The sequence below is a fragment of the Companilactobacillus tucceti DSM 20183 genome (genome assembly GCF_001434665.1).
Lineage (GTDB): Bacteria > Bacillota > Bacilli > Lactobacillales > Lactobacillaceae > Companilactobacillus > Companilactobacillus tucceti.
This window is the reverse complement of sequence record NZ_AZDG01000002.1, coordinates 111,866-130,656: the sequence shown is the minus strand read 5'-3', so window position 1 is coordinate 130,656 and position 18,791 is coordinate 111,866. Positions and strand designations below refer to the sequence as shown.

General features: G+C 32.6%; 17 protein-coding genes. 1 reads left to right on the top strand and 16 read right to left on the bottom strand.

Annotated features, from left to right (window positions below; genetic code table 11):
* Positions 1 to 4: 4 nt before the first annotated feature.
* From xerC to FC72_RS01765, 10 genes are all read right to left on the bottom strand, one after another.
* On the bottom strand, positions 5 to 904 hold the full coding sequence (gene xerC / locus FC72_RS01810; RefSeq protein ID WP_057764185.1) for a tyrosine recombinase XerC: 900 nt from the start codon (positions 902 to 904) through the stop codon (positions 5 to 7).
* Positions 905 to 2,989, bottom strand: coding sequence for a type I DNA topoisomerase (topA, locus tag FC72_RS01805; protein WP_157051087.1), 2,085 nt, complete (start codon positions 2,987 to 2,989; stop codon positions 905 to 907). It abuts the gene before it with no gap.
* Positions 2,990 to 3,105: 116 nt separating this feature from the next.
* Complete coding sequence (dprA, locus tag FC72_RS01800; RefSeq protein ID WP_057764181.1) at positions 3,106 to 3,927, bottom strand: DNA-processing protein DprA; 822 nt, start codon at positions 3,925 to 3,927, stop codon at positions 3,106 to 3,108.
* Positions 3,928 to 3,970: 43 nt separating this feature from the next.
* A complete protein-coding gene (locus tag FC72_RS01795) occupies positions 3,971 to 4,741 on the bottom strand; it encodes a ribonuclease HII (RefSeq protein ID WP_057764179.1) in 771 nt (256 codons plus the stop codon).
* Positions 4,731 to 5,585, bottom strand: a complete 855-nt coding sequence (ylqF, locus tag FC72_RS01790) for a ribosome biogenesis GTPase YlqF (RefSeq protein WP_057764177.1) — start codon at positions 5,583 to 5,585, stop codon at positions 4,731 to 4,733. Before ylqF ends, FC72_RS01795 begins: the two co-directional genes overlap by 11 nt.
* A 10-nt stretch (positions 5,586 to 5,595) precedes the next feature.
* A complete protein-coding gene (locus FC72_RS01785) occupies positions 5,596 to 5,820 on the bottom strand; it encodes a YozE family protein (RefSeq protein ID WP_057764175.1) in 225 nt (74 codons plus the stop codon).
* A gap of 11 nt (positions 5,821 to 5,831) precedes the next feature.
* Positions 5,832 to 6,422, bottom strand: coding sequence for a YpmS family protein (locus tag FC72_RS01780; protein ID WP_235805127.1), 591 nt, complete (start codon positions 6,420 to 6,422; stop codon positions 5,832 to 5,834).
* Positions 6,422 to 7,276: a DUF459 domain-containing protein gene (locus FC72_RS01775; RefSeq protein ID WP_057764224.1), complete on the bottom strand. Its 855-nt coding sequence runs from the start codon at positions 7,274 to 7,276 to the stop codon at positions 6,422 to 6,424. Before FC72_RS01775 ends, FC72_RS01780 begins: the two co-directional genes overlap by 1 nt.
* Positions 7,277 to 7,362: 86 nt before the next feature.
* Positions 7,363 to 8,205 (bottom strand): DegV family protein, encoded by an 843-nt coding sequence (locus FC72_RS01770; protein ID WP_057764171.1) that lies wholly within the window; start codon positions 8,203 to 8,205, stop codon positions 7,363 to 7,365.
* A gap of 286 nt (positions 8,206 to 8,491) precedes the next feature.
* A complete protein-coding gene (locus tag FC72_RS01765; protein WP_057764169.1) occupies positions 8,492 to 10,840 on the bottom strand; it encodes an ATP-dependent DNA helicase in 2,349 nt (782 codons plus the stop codon).
* Between the two features lie 150 nt (positions 10,841 to 10,990).
* Between FC72_RS01765 and trhA the strand changes: the two genes are divergently transcribed.
* Positions 10,991 to 11,647, top strand: a complete 657-nt coding sequence (gene trhA, locus FC72_RS01760) for a PAQR family membrane homeostasis protein TrhA (protein ID WP_057764167.1) — start codon at positions 10,991 to 10,993, stop codon at positions 11,645 to 11,647.
* Between the two features lie 178 nt (positions 11,648 to 11,825).
* On the opposite strand, the gene FC72_RS01755 is transcribed toward trhA, so the two are convergent.
* The 6 genes from FC72_RS01755 to FC72_RS01730 form a co-directional block, all read right to left on the bottom strand.
* Positions 11,826 to 13,292, bottom strand: coding sequence for an MFS transporter (locus FC72_RS01755; RefSeq protein ID WP_057764165.1), 1,467 nt, complete (start codon positions 13,290 to 13,292; stop codon positions 11,826 to 11,828).
* Positions 13,293 to 13,627: 335 nt separating this feature from the next.
* Positions 13,628 to 14,116, bottom strand: coding sequence for a dihydrofolate reductase (locus FC72_RS01750; RefSeq protein ID WP_057764163.1), 489 nt, complete (start codon positions 14,114 to 14,116; stop codon positions 13,628 to 13,630).
* A 12-nt stretch (positions 14,117 to 14,128) separates the two neighbouring features.
* Entirely contained in the window at positions 14,129 to 15,079 is a 951-nt protein-coding gene (locus FC72_RS01745) for a thymidylate synthase (RefSeq protein WP_057764162.1), read from the bottom strand.
* Positions 15,080 to 15,089: 10 nt separating this feature from the next.
* On the bottom strand, positions 15,090 to 16,979 hold the full coding sequence (locus FC72_RS01740; RefSeq protein ID WP_057764160.1) for an ABC-F family ATP-binding cassette domain-containing protein: 1,890 nt from the start codon (positions 16,977 to 16,979) through the stop codon (positions 15,090 to 15,092).
* A 97-nt stretch (positions 16,980 to 17,076) separates the two neighbouring features.
* A complete protein-coding gene (locus FC72_RS01735; protein ID WP_057764157.1) occupies positions 17,077 to 17,541 on the bottom strand; it encodes a hypothetical protein in 465 nt (154 codons plus the stop codon).
* Between the two features lie 45 nt (positions 17,542 to 17,586).
* A complete protein-coding gene (locus tag FC72_RS01730) occupies positions 17,587 to 18,789 on the bottom strand; it encodes a CCA tRNA nucleotidyltransferase (RefSeq protein WP_057764155.1) in 1,203 nt (400 codons plus the stop codon).
* Between the last annotated feature and the right edge of the window lie 2 nt (positions 18,790 to 18,791).

Sequence of the window (18,791 nt, the reverse complement as noted above, 5' to 3'; positions counted from 1 at the left end):
CATCCTATCTTGGAAAATATTTTTTATAATCTTTTTGTAGATGTTCCATTGTTACATGTGTATATATTTGGGTAGTAGACAAACTAGAGTGACCTAATAGCTCTTGTACCGTTCTAAGATCAGCGCCATGATCTAACATATGTGTCGCAAATGTATGTCTGATCATGTGGGGATGAATATCTGACGTCAAACTAGTCTTTTTAATAATTTGATCTAAAATATACTCAATTCCACGACTAGTTAATTCTTTTCCCCTATTATTAACGAAAACAAAGTCATGTTCTTGATGATACTTGGTCATCAACTTATTTCTGCCATCTTTTATATATTCTTTTAAAGCATCTTGAGAGTAACTACCAAAGGGAACATAACGATCTTTATCACCTTTACCATGAATTAAAACAATTCCATTAGTAAAATCCAACTGACTTAACGTCAAGCTTGAACATTCACTAACACGCATCCCAGTAGCATAAAGTAATTCTAGAATTGCTGAATTGCGTTGTGACAGCGGATCGTCGCCTTTAACAGCCTCAAATAATTGCTGCATTTCCTTTTCATAAAAGAAATGCGGCAACTTGCGTCCCTTATGTCGTAATTGTACCAAATCAAACGGATTAGCAGATATATATTTATTCTTAACTAAGAAATTATAAAACGATCGCAAGGCAGATATTCTCCTAGCAATCGTTTCATCAGCGTAATCTTTTTCATCTAAATACGTTAAATAGGTTTCAACGTCTACTCGATTTACTTCTGTAAATCCCTTAAAACCACCATTTGACTCCAAAAAATTAACAAAATTATTAATATCTTCTAAATAAGATTTCTTAGTTTTCACAGAGTAATGATGATTAACGAGTAGATAATCAACAAATTGATCAACTAATTTTTGTTCTAACATTTATTTTTGAATGTCCTCTTCATAATCACCATTTGGACAAATAACTTGGCGGCCACCTTTGACCTTCTTTTCAACCAAGTAGTGACCATCTTTAGGACAATCACGTCCAATTGGTTTGTCCCAAGAAACAAAGTCACAATCTGGATATCTTGAACAACCATAAAAAATTCGATTCTTCTTAGATTTTCTCTCAATTACTTGTCCTTTTTTACATTTAGGACAAATAACACCAATTTCTTTAACAATAGGTTTAGTGTTGCGACAATCTGGGAATCTGGAACAAGCATAAAACTTTCCATATCGTCCCATTTTAACGACCATTGGAGCTCCACAAATATCACAATCCATACCTGCAGGTTCATCTTTAATTTGAACTTTTTCAATCTTAGATTCAGCAGACTCAAGTTCTTTTGCAAATGGTTTGTAATAACTATCTACAACTTTTACCCAATCCTCTTTACCTTCTTCGATTTCATCAAGTTCATCTTCTAAATGAGCTGTAAAGTCAATGTTTACGATATCTGGGAAATAATTTTGAATCAAATTATCTACTATTTCACCTAATTCTGTAGGCTCAAAACTCTTACCATTTAATTTAACGTAATAACGTCTTTGAATAGTATCAATTGTAGGAGCATACGTTGAAGGACGACCAACGCCATTTTCTTCCAAGGCTTTAACAAGAGATGCTTCAGTATATCTTGCAGGTGGTTGAGTGAAATGTTGAGCCGGATTATTAGCTTGTAACTTAGCTTTATCCCCTTCAACTAATTCTGGTAAAATATTGTCCTTTTTATTGGATTCTGCAGTACTTTGATATACCTTACGATAACCAGCAAATTTCATTTTAGAACCATTAGCTCTAAACTTGACTCCATTTTGAGTCAAATCAACTGACATTGTATCGTAAACAGCTGGTGTCATTTGACTAGCAACAAACCTTGACCAAATCAATTCATACAAACGATATTGATCACGACTCAATATATCTTTTAATGACTTAGGTGTACGGAAGACTGATGATGGTCTAATGGCCTCATGCGCATCTTGGGCACCTTCTTGGTTTTTGTCTTGACGTTTCTTAACAGCTGCAAATGGTTCACCGTATTCTTCATGAATAAAATCAGAAGCTTCAGTTTGAGCAACTTTAGAGATACGTTTTGAATCAGTACGCATATAAGTAATTAGACCAACGGTACCTTCTTTACGTCCTAAATTTATTCCCTCATATAATTGCTGAGCAACCATCATAGTTTTTCTAGTTTTATAGTTTAAACGACGGTTAGCTTCTTGTTGAAGTGAACTTGTTGTAAATGGTGCAGCAGGTAATCGCTTACGTTCCTTCTTAGAAACTTTCTCAACGACAAAGTCTTTACTCTTATCTACACGAGATAAAACTTCTTTAACTTGATCGTTATTTTTTAATTCTGTTTTTTTATTATCTATACCATAGAAATTGGCATTGAAAACATCTTTATCATGCTTAAAAGTTGATTCAATTGACCAATATTCTTCTGGAATAAACTTCTTAATTGACTTTTCACGTTCAATAACTAATTTCAAAGCTATAGATTGAACACGTCCGGCACTAAGACCTTTTTTAACTTTTGCCCAAAGAATTGGGGAAATTGAGTATCCAACGATTCTATCCAGAACACGTCTAGCTTGTTGAGCATCTACTAGATTCATATCAATGCTGCGTGGAGACTTGAACGCTTGTTTAACAGTATCTTTAGTTATTTCATTAAACACAACACGATTTTTGTCTTCTGAATCCAAACCTAATAAATGAGAAACATGCCATGCTATGGCTTCTCCTTCACGATCCGGATCGGCTGCAAGATAAACTCTTTTAGCTTTCTTAGCTTCTTTTTTCAAGTCCTTAATTACAGGACCTTTACCACGAATAGAAATATACTTAGGCTCATAATCATGATCAAAGTCTATTCCCATCTGGCTTTTAGGTAAATCACGAACATGTCCTAGACTAGCTACAACATGATAATTACGACCTAAATACTTCTCAATTGTTTTTGCCTTTGATGGTGATTCTACGATCACCAAATTCTTTTGTTTTGATGGCACGCAAAGTGCTCCTTTCTGAATGAATCAATTAGAAATAGAAAACTGTTCCATATATTAAGTATCGATTTCTGATTTGTCAATTTAAATGATACATTTAATTATTCATTTAACAAAGATTATTTTAAAATATCAATATTTAAAAGTGGCGTTGCACCGTCAAATATCAACTGATTACAGCCATCCGAGAGTTTAGAATCAACTCTACCAGGAATAGCATAAATTTCTCGGTTGTTTTCAAGCGCAATATTAGCCGTTATTAGAGCTCCACTACGATTTTTAGCCTCAACGACGATCACACTCTGGCTTATACCAGCAATAATACGATTTCGTTGCGGGAAATGCCAAGGATTAGCTAAAGTATCTGGAGGATATTCACTTAACACTAATCCATAGTTGGCAATTTGTCTTTGCAAATATTTATTATTATGAGGATAAAAGCAGTTTAATCCAGTACCGATAACAGCTATTGTGTTACCTCCATTAGCAACAGCACAGTGATGTGCTTGTCCATCAATACCGTTTGCTAAACCGCTCACAATAGTATAACGGTCAATTAAGTTTGGTACAAGACCATCAACACAGCTTATTCCATAATTACTTGCTGATCTTGCTCCAATCATTGCAATCGTTTTAGTTTTAAGCAGCTCAATTCGTCCTTGATAAAACAAAAGAGCCGGTGGATTATAGATTTCTCGCAAAATATCAGGATACTCTTCACTTAAGTAATTTATAGCCTGAATTTTTTTTACATTAAATCCATTAAATAATAGAAGAAACTGGTCAAAATCCATTTTTGAAAAATGTTCTTCCATTAATTTAAGTGCATCCTTTTCTAGATTAGCACTTTTTATAGATTTTTTTATAATTTTAAGCATATCTTGATTCGAGACCATCTTGGTCATTCGACATTTTATCAAAACTTCAGTTAATTTATCCATAATAAAAACACCACTTTCTTAAATAAAATTACGAAAGTAGTGTTTAATATATTTTATTAACTTGTTTTACAGGTGAAAAGCTTAAACGATGTATCGAAGTTCTACCGTATTTATTCAACGCATCCAAGTGCTCTTTTGTTCCATAACCATCATTATGAGTAAAATTGAATTCTGGATAAATTTTAGCATACATATTCATCAAATGATCTCGAGCCACTTTAGCAACAATACTAGCTGCACCAATACTCAATGACTTTGAGTCGCCTTTATAAAGCTTAGTTTGGCCAATATTAACTGGTATTTTCATGGCATCTACCAGGATATGGTCGGGCTTAACGTACAAACCTTCGATTGCATCTTTCATAACAAGTTCTGTAGCGTGATATATATTCTCCTGATCGATCAATTTAGGACTGCCAACACCAATACTAATATCAATTGCTTGCTCACAAATCTGACGATACAGATCTTCTCTTTTTTTCTCCGATAATTTTTTAGAATCATCGACTTCATAAAGTGTATTATCGGACGCTAAAATAACCGCTGCAGTTACAACCGGACCAGCTAGTGGACCACGACCAACCTCATCAACACCAGCAACTAAAAGATCATGTTCCCAAAAGCTTTTCTCGTATTGCTTCTTTGCTTCAAATTTTTCTAATAGTTCAATCTTTTGCGTTCTTCTCTTTTCAAATTGAACTAACAATTTTTGTACGCCAACTCGAGAATCATTTTTAAAATTTTCTAGTTGTTCTGCACTTACACCATCTTCTAGCATTTCTTTAACATCTTTGATGGTTAAGCTATTCTTCATAAAATTCACCTGGTACATCAAAAGTAACACGGCCAAATCTTAATTTTCTAACATCATTGATAATTTTCCTAGAAGCCTTGTCATAATCATCTTTATAACCAAATTTCTTTGTTAGATCCATTAGTAATTCAGGAGTTGTACTATTGTAAAGATCAGTACGATCTAGCTTATAGACTTCCATTAATTGATCAATATAATAAGTTTCTAAGAAATTTAAAGCATAAATAGCTACATCATCAGGTGAGTATATTTTATCCTTGATTGCACCTGATAAAGCTAACTTCATGCCCACTTTGGGATCATCAATTTTAGGCCACAAGATACCTGGTGTATCCAAAAGGTCGATTCCTAAGTCTGTCTTCAACCAATTTTGGTTCTTAGTAACACCTGGTTTATTACCGGTCACAGCAACATTTTTACCAACAATACGATTTAAGATTGTTGACTTACCAACGTTAGGAATTCCGACACACATTGCCTTTATACGATAATTCTTAACGCCGTTAGATTCATATCTAGCTATTTTTTCCGACAACTCTCCACGAATCAAATCTTTGATTTTTCCTAAACCTTTATTGTGTTTTGCATCTAATTCTACTGATTTGGTACCTTCTTGTTCAAAATTAACTTTCCAATCTTTGGTCAATTTAGGATCAGCCAAATCAGCTTTATTTAAAATAATAATATGTTTCTTTTGGTCGATTATTTGTTCCAATACAGGATTTCTAGAAGAAAATGGTAATCTTGCATCCACAATTTCTAGAACAATATCAACCATTTTTAGTCGGTCTTGAACTTGATTTTTAGCCTTATTCATATGACCTGGGTACCATTGCATCACCATATATATTCACCTATTTCCTATCTGTATATTGATATTTTTCAAAAACTTCATCAAATATTGTCATACTGGGTAAATAACCCGCATTTAACTCTAAATATTCGGATAACTTTTCATAGTCTTGTTCATGTTTTGGAAAAGATTGATCCCTAAAAGCATTATTAGCAAATTCAGCTTCAGGTTCAACACTTTCTGTATTTCTCAAAGTCATCAAATATTCATAAAAGCTTCGTTTCATATTTTATTCCTTTACTGATTATTAGTTATTTTCTCATTCATAACAAGAAATGTTAATTTGTCATGTTTCAAATCTATATTTTTAGCTCTAATTCCGTATCCTTCTTTTGTAGTAAACTTAGTGAATTTTAACAGAATTGTTTTATCTTGACCATTAACACTAACCCAATCAGGAACTTTAAAGCTATTCTTAATATAATTCATAACAAAAGTTATTGGCAATGACAAATCACCAATCTTTAATTTCTTAGCTTTCAATAGTACATCCCCATTAGTCTTAGCATATGGTTGCATAACTAAATTAAAATGTATCTTAGATCCTAAAAAGGCAATTGCACCAGTTAATTCAGCATCCTTTTTAAGTTTTAATTGATACTGAGTTTTACCATCATTTAAAGTATGTTTCAAATAATATTGCGCCATTTTGTTGGCTTCTGATTTATTCATGTTTACAGTGAAAACACTATCGCTTGAGTCAATTTTTGATGTAACTTTATAGGTTTCACTAGGTGCACTCATAACTTTAGTACCAATGATTCCTAAACCTACTACCAAAACTGCTACAAGTGCTATAAATGCATATTTCCAATAATTCTTCTTCATTATTTAATCAGCCAATCTTTCGTTGTTTTACTTACTTCTTCAAAAACTTTTGCGGTCATCATATCATAACCAGTACCATTTGGATGGAAATGGTCTTTGTTATATAGATATGGATTTGTTCCCGTCTTTTTAGCTTCTTTATCTACTTTTTTAGTCTGATAAAGATTATTTATATCAACAAAATAAGTTAACTTTTCTTCACTCGCTACTTGAGCGGATGCCTTATTCCAATTGATAAATGCTGTTTTAGCATTTTTTACATTAGATAAATAAATACTAAACGGATTATAAATACCAATTAAATATATTGGTGCATCACTATTATAGTATCTTAAATCATCTAATAAATTCTTCAGTCTAACATCAAATTGTTTCTCTTCATTAGTAATATCTGTTTCTGTTAAATCAATACCCTTCTTTTGTAACAAATGCATAAAGTCATTTCCACCAACAGTTACAGTAATCACATCCGCCTTCGGTAGATCTTGATGCATTTTCCTATCTGACTTGATCCTAGAAATGATTTGTGTACTTGTATCCCCTGACACTCCATAGTTGTATGCATTAGTTTTAACTTTGTATTTCTTCGCGATATCTTGTTTAAGTCTAGTGACATATCCGCCACCCACTTTTTTAGAATCCCCGACACCTTGTGTTAAAGAATCTCCTACAGCGACAATATTTATTTGAGACTTATTCGGATTTACCTTTTTCTTAATTTTTTTAGGCTTTGATTTCTTAATCACTTGGGTAGTCTTTGAACTATTTTGATTATTAAAATAGTAGTAGCCAACTCCACCACCAATTAATACAACAATAATTATTACTAAAATCCATATATTTCTTTTTTTCATATATAATCCATCTTTCAAAAAAGAGGGTAAGACAGAATCTATCTCTCACCCTCTTTGTATATAAATACGATCAAAAATCGTTATGTTTATTCTGTATAAAATTCAATTGCAAAAGCACCTGAACCGGCATGTGTTGCAATTACAGGGCTAGTAACTCTAATAAGCAATGGAACATCAGGAACTATTTCCTTAAGTTTTTCCTTCAATTCATTTACATAATCAAGTTTATCAACATAAGAAATACCAATAGCTTTGATATTTTCTAGTCCTTTAATTTCTTCCATAACATTACTCATATATTTCTCGATAGTCTTTCTACCACGACCTCGTTTAGCAATGTCCAAACTGTTATTTTTTAAAGTCAAAACAACATTGATATTCAATAATGTTGATAAAGTACTAGCAAATCTACTCAATCGTCCACCACGCAAGATGTTTTCAATACTTGTAACACCCATATATAAACGTGTTTCTTCTCTAACTTTCTTGATGGCTTTTTTTATCTCATCAATAGATTTACCTTCTTGGGACAATTGGGCAGCCTTAATAACTTGAAATGCTAAAGCACGATCAGTAAATTCTGAATCAACAACTTCCATATGCTTGTCAGTCATTTCAGCCACTTGTCTAGCCGCGTTAACGGTCCCACTAATTGACTCAGTCATATTGATTGAAAGAATATCAGTATAATCTTCTGATATATCATCAATAACCTTCATAAAGGTACCAATTGATGGTTGTGAAGTCTTAGGTAATTCTTTTGAAGAATCCATTTCTTTAACGAACTCTTCACGCGTAATGTCAACTCCGTCGGTATATGTTTTGTCATCGATATTAATTGTCAAAGGTACAACTCCAATATCGTACTTCTTTATTTCCTCAGGAGTTATTTGAATTGATGAATCGGTGATGATTTTTACTTTACTCATTGTATCCCTCTTTCACGATATAGGGTTTTTCATTGTTTATTGGTTAAAGTATAACAGAAATTAATCAGAGTATTATACTGGTACACCAAAGTTTTCAGCTATTTTATTTGTTAAAACATATTTTCTCAAATAAATATTAACATCAGATATCATTATATTATACTTGCAGCGAATATTGAAAATAAAAATAAGCTCTTAACCAAATTTAATTAAGAACTTAAAAATAATTTTAGATTTTATCACTTAACGTGATTAACTATGAATCTCATTTAATTATTCATAAGAATCATTTATCTTCCCAAAATCTGCTAACCTCATCTTGCAACTGAGGTATCGAACGAATAAGTCGATAATTCTGCCAATGATTTGGAAATAAATTTGTATATCTACTATTCGCAAATCTTTGGTCTAATAACAATATGATTCCAACATCTTTGCTACTTCTGATCAATCTTCCTGCTGCCTGCAAAACATTATTCATCCCTGGCAACTGATATGCATAAGCAAATCCTTTATTATCTTCCTGATCATAATAATCACGAATTAAATTATTTTCTGAACTTAATCCAGGTAACCCAACACTAATTATTCCAACGCCAATTAATCTATCACCGTTTAAATCGATTCCTTCTGAAAATATACCACCCAAGACACAGAATCCCACCATGGTTTCTTTTGGAGCGTCTTCAAACTGATTCAAAAATTCCTGACGACTTACCGCATCCATTTCACTTTCTTGCTCTATTATCTTAATATCCGGACAAACTTTTTCAAATGCATCTTCAATTTGCCTAAGATAACCATATGAAGGAAAGAAAAACATGTAATTTCCAGTCTTCGCTTCTATTAATGTCTTCAAGCTAGTAACAATGGCATTCTCACTATACTTTCTTTGAATATATGTTGTCTGTATGTACTGTGTAACCAATATATCCTGATTTTTTGGTGGAAATGGTGACGGCAATCGATAAGCTAAACTATTTTCGATTCCACCTAATACATTTTGATAATAATTCATCGGCGTCAAAGTTGCGGAAAATAAAACAGCTCCTGAACCTAGTTGCAAAGATTGGTCTAAAAAGTCACTAGGATCGAGGCACAATTGTTTAACGATCACTTTTCTACCATCAATAACAATTCTTGTATTATAGCTTTTATTGAATAAATTCCCTATTTTGACAAAAGTAAGACAATCAAAAAAATAATCTTGAACTGATTTGACCAATTCAGATGGGTTTTGCTTTTGCATCCAGTCAGTAATAAATTCATCAAATTTTCTCAATACTTTTAAAAGCTTCTCAGGTTCTTCATCTGAAATATATTCTTCTTGATTTTTCAATTCATTAGCTATCTCTTTAAAACAACGTCGTACTTTTTTTAATTGTTTTTGAAGATCTTCACTTGCCTGACTTTTATCTGATTTGGATAATTTTAAAAGATCATCTATAGGTTGATTAGATAATTCAGCTGAATACATAGACCTCGACCGACTCACTAAATTATGTGCTTCGTCGATCAAAAAGAAATTATCAGGGTCGCTTTCAGTAAAGAATCTTTGTAAATAAACTAATGGATCAAACAAGTAATTGTAATCACAAATTATAACATCACAAAAAAGAGATGCATCTAATGAAAATTCAAATGGATCAACTGTATGCTTTCTCGCGTATTTTTCTATGAATGGTCTAGTTAATAACTCTTCATTTGTCAGCATATCTTTTAATGCTGGTTTTAATCGATCATAATAACCAATCATATAAGGATTTTCTTCTGGCAATAAATCCATTTCTTCTGGAAAACGTATTTGATCTTTGGCTGTTAAAGTAATGGATTTTATGTGTAGGCCATCTTTGATCATCATCTCAACTGCGTCTTCAGCAACATGTCTTGTACTTTGCTTAGCGGTTAAATAAAAAAGACGCTCAATCAAATCTTCACCCATCGCTTTTAGTGCTGGAAATAATGTAGAAATGGTTTTACCCGTACCAGTAGGCGCTTCAACGAAAAGCCTCTTTTGCAAATAAATTGTTTTATATACAGCCCCTGCTAATTCATGCTGCCCAGGACGAAATTCTGGAAATGGAAAAGATAAAGTTTTTATAGATTTGTTACGCTGCTTGCGTAAATCTGCTCGTAATTTTAACCAATATTCATACTCAGATATTAAATCAACAAAGAACTTGGTCAATTCTGATTTAGTAAAATCCTTTTTTATCTTTGTTACTTTCTCCGTGGTCACCTGAAAATATGTTAATTGTAAAGTAACCTTTTCAAAGTCCTCATCTTGTAACAATAGATAGCCATAAACCTTCACTTGTCCCCAGTACAGATCATTAGTATTATCAGACAGATCCTCATACGCTTGATCTGACGTTTTAATCTCTTCAATCAATATTGAGTCCTTAGTTTTTTTAATACCATCAGCACGACCTGAAATTATATATTCCTGATCATTCATAGTTACTGCTTTTTTAAGATAGACTTCACTTTCGTAATCCGTTGAACGCTGACTTTGTATTTTTCGATGAATTCTTGCGCCAGCTAAGGCAGTATTTTGACTATTCTTATTTTCGACTAAATCACCTTTACGTAAAACAAACTCAACTAATTGTCGAATACCTACCTTTGTTGACATAAAAACTCCTCTTTCATTTATATAAATCACCTTTAATTATAAAACACACGTTCGCAATTGTCTCTTGAAAAAGAGTCTTCTTCTATTCACTCACCATTAATTCATCTGTATTATAATGTAATTAACTAATTTGAAAGTAGAGATCTTAATTTGAGTAAATTAAAAAAAGCCTTTTCTAGGCGATATATTATCACTAATGAAATATTTAGTGCTGTCACTCATGGAATAGGTATAATCCTAGCAATTATTGGTGCTGTTTTTTTGTTGATCAAAGGATTTAAAAGTGGGGATGCTTTAACAATTACTGCTTATTTCATCTATGCTTTTACACTTTTTTTCCTATACTTAAGTTCCACTTTATTCCATAGTCTATACTTCACCAAGGCTAAGCGTGTATTTCAAATATTCGATCACAGCTCAATTTTTTTATTGATTGCAGGTACGTATACTCCATATTGCTTATTGGCCCTTAGAAGGTCAACCTTTGGTATCGTCATATTATCTGTTATATGGGCTTTAGCAGTTTTTGGAATATTATATAAGATTTTTAATGTAGGTAAATTCAAATATTTTGAAACTCTACTTTACGTACTAATGGGTTGGGCTATTGTAATAGCGATGAAACCGCTATATCAATCTATTGGTGCAACAGGAACTTGGTTACTAGTATTTGGTGGTATTGCTTTCACACTAGGTGCTGGTGTATATCTAATCAAGAATCTTAAATACGTTCATGTCATCTGGCATATTTTCGTTATGATCGGTACAGCTTTGATGTATTTCTCGGTTTACTTATATGTTCACTAGACACTAAAAAATCCTCAACTGATAATATCGGTTGAGGATTTTTTTATGGTTCCACATTTTCTGGTATTGATGAATATAATCAATACCAGCTTTTACTGTACATTTTAGCTTTCAACTTTCAGTTGATATAAGTCAGGTATAGTGTGCGTGTCAACAAGTAATGAGCAGCTTACGATTATTAATCTTTTATTGTTTTGTTTGTCTTATCAGTTAAGTTGAGTAGGAAAACAATGATAAAAAGAATAATCGCACAAATGAACACATTGTGGAAAGCTACCAATAAAACTTTGTCTATTGTTGATGACTGGGTTGTTGAAACTAATTTATGAGTTGAAGCGTCAATGTATTGGTTGATCTTTGAAATTGAAATACCATTATTTTTTTGAATTCCATAATTTAAACTAGTGTTAAATATTAATCCAAAAATACCAGTCATTAATGTTTGTCCAAGTGTTCTTCCCAGTGTGAGCATGGAAGATGCAACTCCCACGTTTTCTTCAGGCACTTCAACTTGGGCAATGACAGTATTCATAGTAATAATAGTTCCTAATCCAGCACCTGTGACAGCTGAAATAATATAAAACAAAATCATTGGAAGGCTCTTAGTCGCAAAAATTAAAGGAATATAAAAAATTGTCTGTATCACAATAATCGGTAAGGCTATATGTTTAGGTGAAAAGCGTTTAATTAATGGACCAACTCCAAATGAAAAGATTAACCAAAAAATTGGACTTGGAGTGATTGCAAAACCAGCGATAGAAGCAGACACGCCGTAGATGGATTGTAACCATTGAGGAAAATAAATCTGAAATCCTATTTGTACACCGCTTAGAAGAAGTGCCGTGAATATTTGATTTGAAAATGTTCTATTTCTAAAAAGTTTTAATGGAATTACTGGGTTTATACTTCGATTTTCCTGTTTTAAGAAAATAACAAAAGACGCAAAACTGACAATTAAGAGAATTATAGCTGACATTTTTGATGAATCTTTATTGCCAAGAAATTGAAGAGCCAACAATAATGTAATTAGAAATACTGAAAGAACAGCTGACCCAATATAATCAATTGGAAGAGAAGTGGATACTGACTTTTTCTCCTTGTAACCAAACAATATTAAGACAAAAACTAAAATACCAAGCGGAGCATTAATAAAGAAGACCCAATGCCAGTTTAGCTGATCCACAATGAAACCACCTAATAACGGCCCAAATAGAGCAGAAATCCCCCATGCAGTGTTATTTAGTGCCATTATTCCGGCACGTTTATCGACTGGGAATACATCCACAATAATGGTAAAAGTAACTGGCATCACAGCACCTGCACCCATCCCTTGTATTGCTCGTGAAAAAATCAAAAATACGATATTTGGAGCAAACCCACACATTGAAGATCCTAATACGAATAAAAATAGTCCAATCAAGAATACTGGCTTACGTCCAATCTGATCACTAAATTTACCGTAGATTGGTGTAGAAATTGCGGTAGTAAGTAGATACATAGAAAAAACCCAATTTTGCATGGATATTCCATGCAAGTCACTAGTAATAGTTGGTAGTGCAGTGGTAACAATTGTCGTCTCAACAGAAGTCATGAATGTTGCAATGAAAATTGAACTAAGAATCAATATTAAATGCTTATTTTTCACAAGATTTAGCTCCCATCGATAATTGGTAAAGTAATTGTACTCCAAAATTGAATGAAAGAATCTTGACACTTTGGACATTAATAAGTCTATCCACTTTTTAAAGAATCAAATAAGCTATCTTTTGCAATAAAAATACATTTAAGTGTGTGAACATTTATAAGCTTCCGTGGAGAGAACTATTAATAAAATAAAAAATTAAAATATAATTGTTATGGATTTAGAAATCTTAATCATCTGATTAAAAGAGTTAAGCTTATCAGTGCATAAAAAAAGCACCTCAACTAAGAGGTGCTTCAGATCAATCATTCATCAATACTATTTGACAAAGAACTTTTTTATATTCTTTGATATGTTTCAAAAGTATATGGATAGATGTTTTTTTCGTCCATAATACCGCCTTCTTTTTCAATTAATTTAAATTTACTATAATCTAAATCAATCATTTTAACATCGCCCTTAAACTCATAATCTATTTTAGTTAAGTAAAGACGATCGACAATATCTTTGAAGGCTTCAAATATTTTACTACCACCAATTACAACGATTTCAGAATTCATATCAACATATTTGGATAGATCCGAAATATCATTTATCAAAACTGCAGGTTCTTTGACCTGGTACTTTGAATTTCTAGACATAACAATATTTAAACGTTTTGGTAGTGGACCATTAGGAAAGCTCTCGTATGTTCTTCGTCCCATAACAATACTTTTTCCAATTGTTAGATCCTTAAAACGTTTCATATCGTTAGGCAATTTCCAAGGCAAACGCCCTTTATAACCTATTACGTGATTTTTATCTTCAGCCCATAAAAAACTTATCATCAGATTACTCCCTTAAACGGCGACAGGTGCCTTAATTGCTGGTTCTGGTTCATACCCAGACAATTTAATGTCTGTAGTATCTAAATCAAAAATACTCTTATTTGAATCTATTTCTAGTTTTGGACCAGAGACAAGCTTTCTAGTTAGTTGTAATTTAACCTGATCAAGATGATTCAAATAAATGTGTGCATCCCCAAGAGTATGAATAAACTCGCCTACTTCTAAACCAGTCTCTCTAGCAATCAAATGAGTTAACAATGCATAACTAGCTATATTAAACGGAACACCTAAGAATAAATCGCCACTTCTTTGATAAAGTTGGCAAGATAATTTACCATCATTCACATAAAATTGAAATAATGTGTGACAAGGAGGCAATGCCATCGTAGGTACATCTTCTGGATTCCAGGCACTAACTATTAAACGACGTGAATATGGAGTCTTTTTAATTTGATCAATAACATTTTTAATTTGATCAATAAATCCACCTTCACGAGTTTGCCAATGTCGCCATTGAGCGCCATAAACAAATCCTAAATCACCATATTTTTTGGCAAATTCATCGTCTTTGAGAATTTTTTTATCAAAGGCAGATTTTTCAACTTTATATTCTTTAGCAAATTCACTGTCGACTAAAGAACGATGACCAAAATCTGTCATATCTGGACCATTATAGTCTGAACTCTCAATATATTTTTTAAAAGCCCACTCATCCCAAATATGATTCTTATGTTCTAACAAGTATCTAATATTAGTATCTCCATGTAAAAACCAGAGTAATTCACTTTTAATTAATCCAAATGGAACCTTTTTGGTCGTCAATAGCGGAAATGATTCCTTCAAATCAAATCTCATTTGGTAGCCAAAAGTGCTGATAGTTCCTGTACCGGTACGATCAGATTTTTTATGTCCATTCTCTAAAACATATTTCAACAAATCTAAATATTGTTGTTCATTGTTCATCAATTTTCTCCTAAGCAAATTGTCCCAAATATTCCCAACGTTCCATCAATTTATCTGCTTCTGCATTTTTTTCATCTAACTGACGTTGAAAGTCCATCAACTTTTGATAATCGTTATTATCATCATTCAATTGTTCCTTCAATTTTGTAATTTCATCATCTAATTTTTCAATTTTTGGTTCTAGTTTATCAAATTCCATTTGTTCAGAATAAGTTAACTTAGTCTTTTCAGTTTCTTTTTTCTCAGGTCGTTCAGCTTTTTCTTCGGCCTTTTTTTCTTTAACTTCTTGATGCTTTTCTTGACTCATTTTTTGAACATAATTTGAATATGAGTCATAACTTTCTTGAATATTCCCGTTACCTTTGAATATCAACAATTTATCAGCTACTTTATCCAAGAAATAACGATCATGAGATACAGCCATAACTGTCCCCTTGAATTTTTCCAAGTAGTCTTCAAGAATAGTTAAAGTTCCAATATCCAAATTATTTGTGGGTTCATCAAGCAACAAGACATTTGGCTGTCTGATCAAGATTGCCAAAAGATACAAACGTCTTTTTTCCCCACCAGATAGTTCTCTAATATATGCACCTTGCATCTTATGGTCAAACATGAAAGTATCTAACAATTGTGAGGCTGACATTGACTCTCCGTCAGAATTTCTTACTCCTTGTCCAATACCTTCAAGATAGCGAATAACACGTTTCTCAGGATCCATATCTTCTGTGTACTGTGTATAGTAACCGATTTTAACTGTTTGACCAGTTTTTATTTCACCAGAATCTAATGGAATCTTATTAACGATCGTATTTAAGAAAGTTGTTTTACCTGAACCATTAGCTCCAGTAATTCCTATACGATCTCCCTTTGTTACAAGATAACTAAAATCATTAATAATTACTTGATTATCAAATTTCAAACTAGCATTTTTAATATCAAAAACATCATTACCCAAACGTTGTTGAGCAATATCTATAGTCATATCTTTTTTAACTTCAGGCTTATTTTTAAGATCTTCTTTTAAATCAGTAAAGCGATCTTTTCTCGCTTGTTGTTTAGTCCCACGGGCTTTTACACCTGCACGCATCCATTCAAGTTCTTTTTTAAACATTTGCGTTTTATGATGTTGTTCTGAATTATAAATTTCTTCATTGATAGCTTTTTGCTGCAAATATTTCTCATAATTTCCTGAATATTCAGTAATACTTTGATTCTCCAACTCAAGAATTCTTGTAGATACTTTATTCAAGAAATAACGATCATGGGTTACAAAAAGTACTGAGCCACGATATTTATTCAAATAACCTTCTAACCAGTCGATAGCTTCATAGTCCAAGTGATTAGTAGGCTCATCAAGGATCAATAGATCAGAGTCGGCAATCAAAGCTTGTGCCAAAGCAACACGTCTTTGTTGACCACCAGATAATTCTTTAACTAACTTATCTAGTTCAGTTATACCTAGCTTATTTAAAATCGACTTAACATCTGATTCCATTTGCCAAGCTTCAGCTGCGTTCATTTTTTCCTGTAATTTAAAGAATTCGTCCTGAATTTTTTCATCAGTCGAATTATTATTAAATTGTGCCAAAGATTTTTCATATTTACGAATGAGTTTGAATTGCTCACCTTCACCCGCAAAAACAGCATCTATAACGGAAAGATCTTCATCTAACTCAGGCTGCTGTCTTAGATAAGTGATTTTGTAATCCTTAGGCATTTCCATGTCAATAGTATTTAATTCGTTATTATCGACTATTCCGTCCAATAAAGTAGTTTTACCGGCTCCATTTAAACCAAGAAGACCAATTCTATCTCCTTCATTAATTGTGAACGTAACGTCTGTAAAAAGGGTTCTTTCTCCAAATGACTTGGAGGCATTAGATATATTTAAAGTTTTCAAATAAGTCACCACATATTTTTTTAATTACTTAATATTTTAGACGAATATAGGCATTAAAAAAAGAGGTGAAGCCAATTTAGCTTCTACCTCTTAAATATTAAAGTTCATTCTTGTACAAATCGAACACTGTATGTGCTGGATCGATTGTTAAGTAAAGATTGCCATTCTTCTTTGAGATAGCTGATGATTGATAAATGTTATCCAATCCATCGGCATCCTTCTTCTTGAATGGGAAGTAAATTTGCAATGGATCTTTATCTTCATCATCTTCAAAAACAAGATCACATTTTTCAATATCTTGATACTTCATAATACGGTTGAACATTCCATCGGCCATAGCAGCTGTTGAAACATCAGCATCTTTAATATAGTCAGCATCTGGAAGAATCTCTATTCTAAAACGCTTACATGGATGGATCTCTTGCATTCTACCTCCTGCAATACGTCCATAACTTGTTGTAACACGACTTAGCCAGACATCGCTCATTTCACTATGACTTACTGTCCAAGTATCATCATTTCTAAAATAGAACTTCAATTCTTTAAATACATGCTTTGACATATTATCACCCTTTCAATACTTTATTAACTTAATGATACCACAGCATTAACGATTGCTTAACACATAAACTTTTAATTCATCAAAATTATTGCAAACGTTTTCTTCAACAACTGCTTTCTCAACGTTTTTAAGCATTTTACCAATTTCTGGTCCAGGAGTAATATTCAATATTTTAATCAAGTCATTTCCAGTTATTGCTAAATCATGACTTGATTTAATAGGAATTTGCTCAATTGACTTAGAGATTTTGTCATATTCCATTTTGATACTGAACAACTGACACAATTTAGCTGCTCTTTCAAAATTATCGATGCCTAAATTATAGATCTCCCAAATATCAAAATTTTGATTTGAAAATAATTCCAACATCTCATATGTTGCCAAACTAGTTTCTCTAGTTTTATTTGAAACTTTCCAAACTCTTAATAATTTATTTAAATCATGATCTGATAATTTTAGTGCAAATCCAATCGCTACCCATACCGAATCTTCATCTAAGAACTCAACAGGCTTCAATTCAATTAATTTATGTAGTAAAGTGCTATGTTCTCTCATACCAGGAGCAAATTCACATAATTTGAATCTTAAAAAGTCAGAAAAGCCAATTTGCCAAGCTTGTCCGAGCATCATTTTAATAAACTCTTCACGAGTTCTTTCAACAGCTATTTTCTCAAGTAAATGTGCATTTGACTTAATAGCCTCAGCAGTTTTATCTTCAATTCTAAAATTCAACTGTGATTGAAATCTTACCGCACGCATCATTCTTAACGCATCTTCATTAAAACGTTCCTCTGCTTTACCAACAGCACGTATCAAATGATTATTAAGATCCTTTAAACCGTCAAATTTGTCAATAACTTCACCATTACGATCTAAAGCTAACGCATTGATTGTAAAGTCACGCCTTTTTAAATCATCTTCTAATGAACGCACAAAAGTAACCTCATCAGGTCGTCTATAATCTTGATAACCCGATTCGGTCCTAAAAGTCGTTATTTCATAAGATGAACCGCCAAAAAGTACAGTGACCGTCCCATGTTGGATACCAGTATCAACTGTATGTTTAAAGATCTCTTTTATTTCTTCTGGATAGGCACTTGTAGCAATATCCACATCATGAATTGGTAGACCTAAAATATGGTCGCGTACACTTCCGCCGACAAAATAGGCCTCATATCCGGCCTGTTCAATTTCTTTTAAGACTGGCAGAGCTCTTTTAAAGTCTGCAGGAAGTTCTTTCATACGCATAA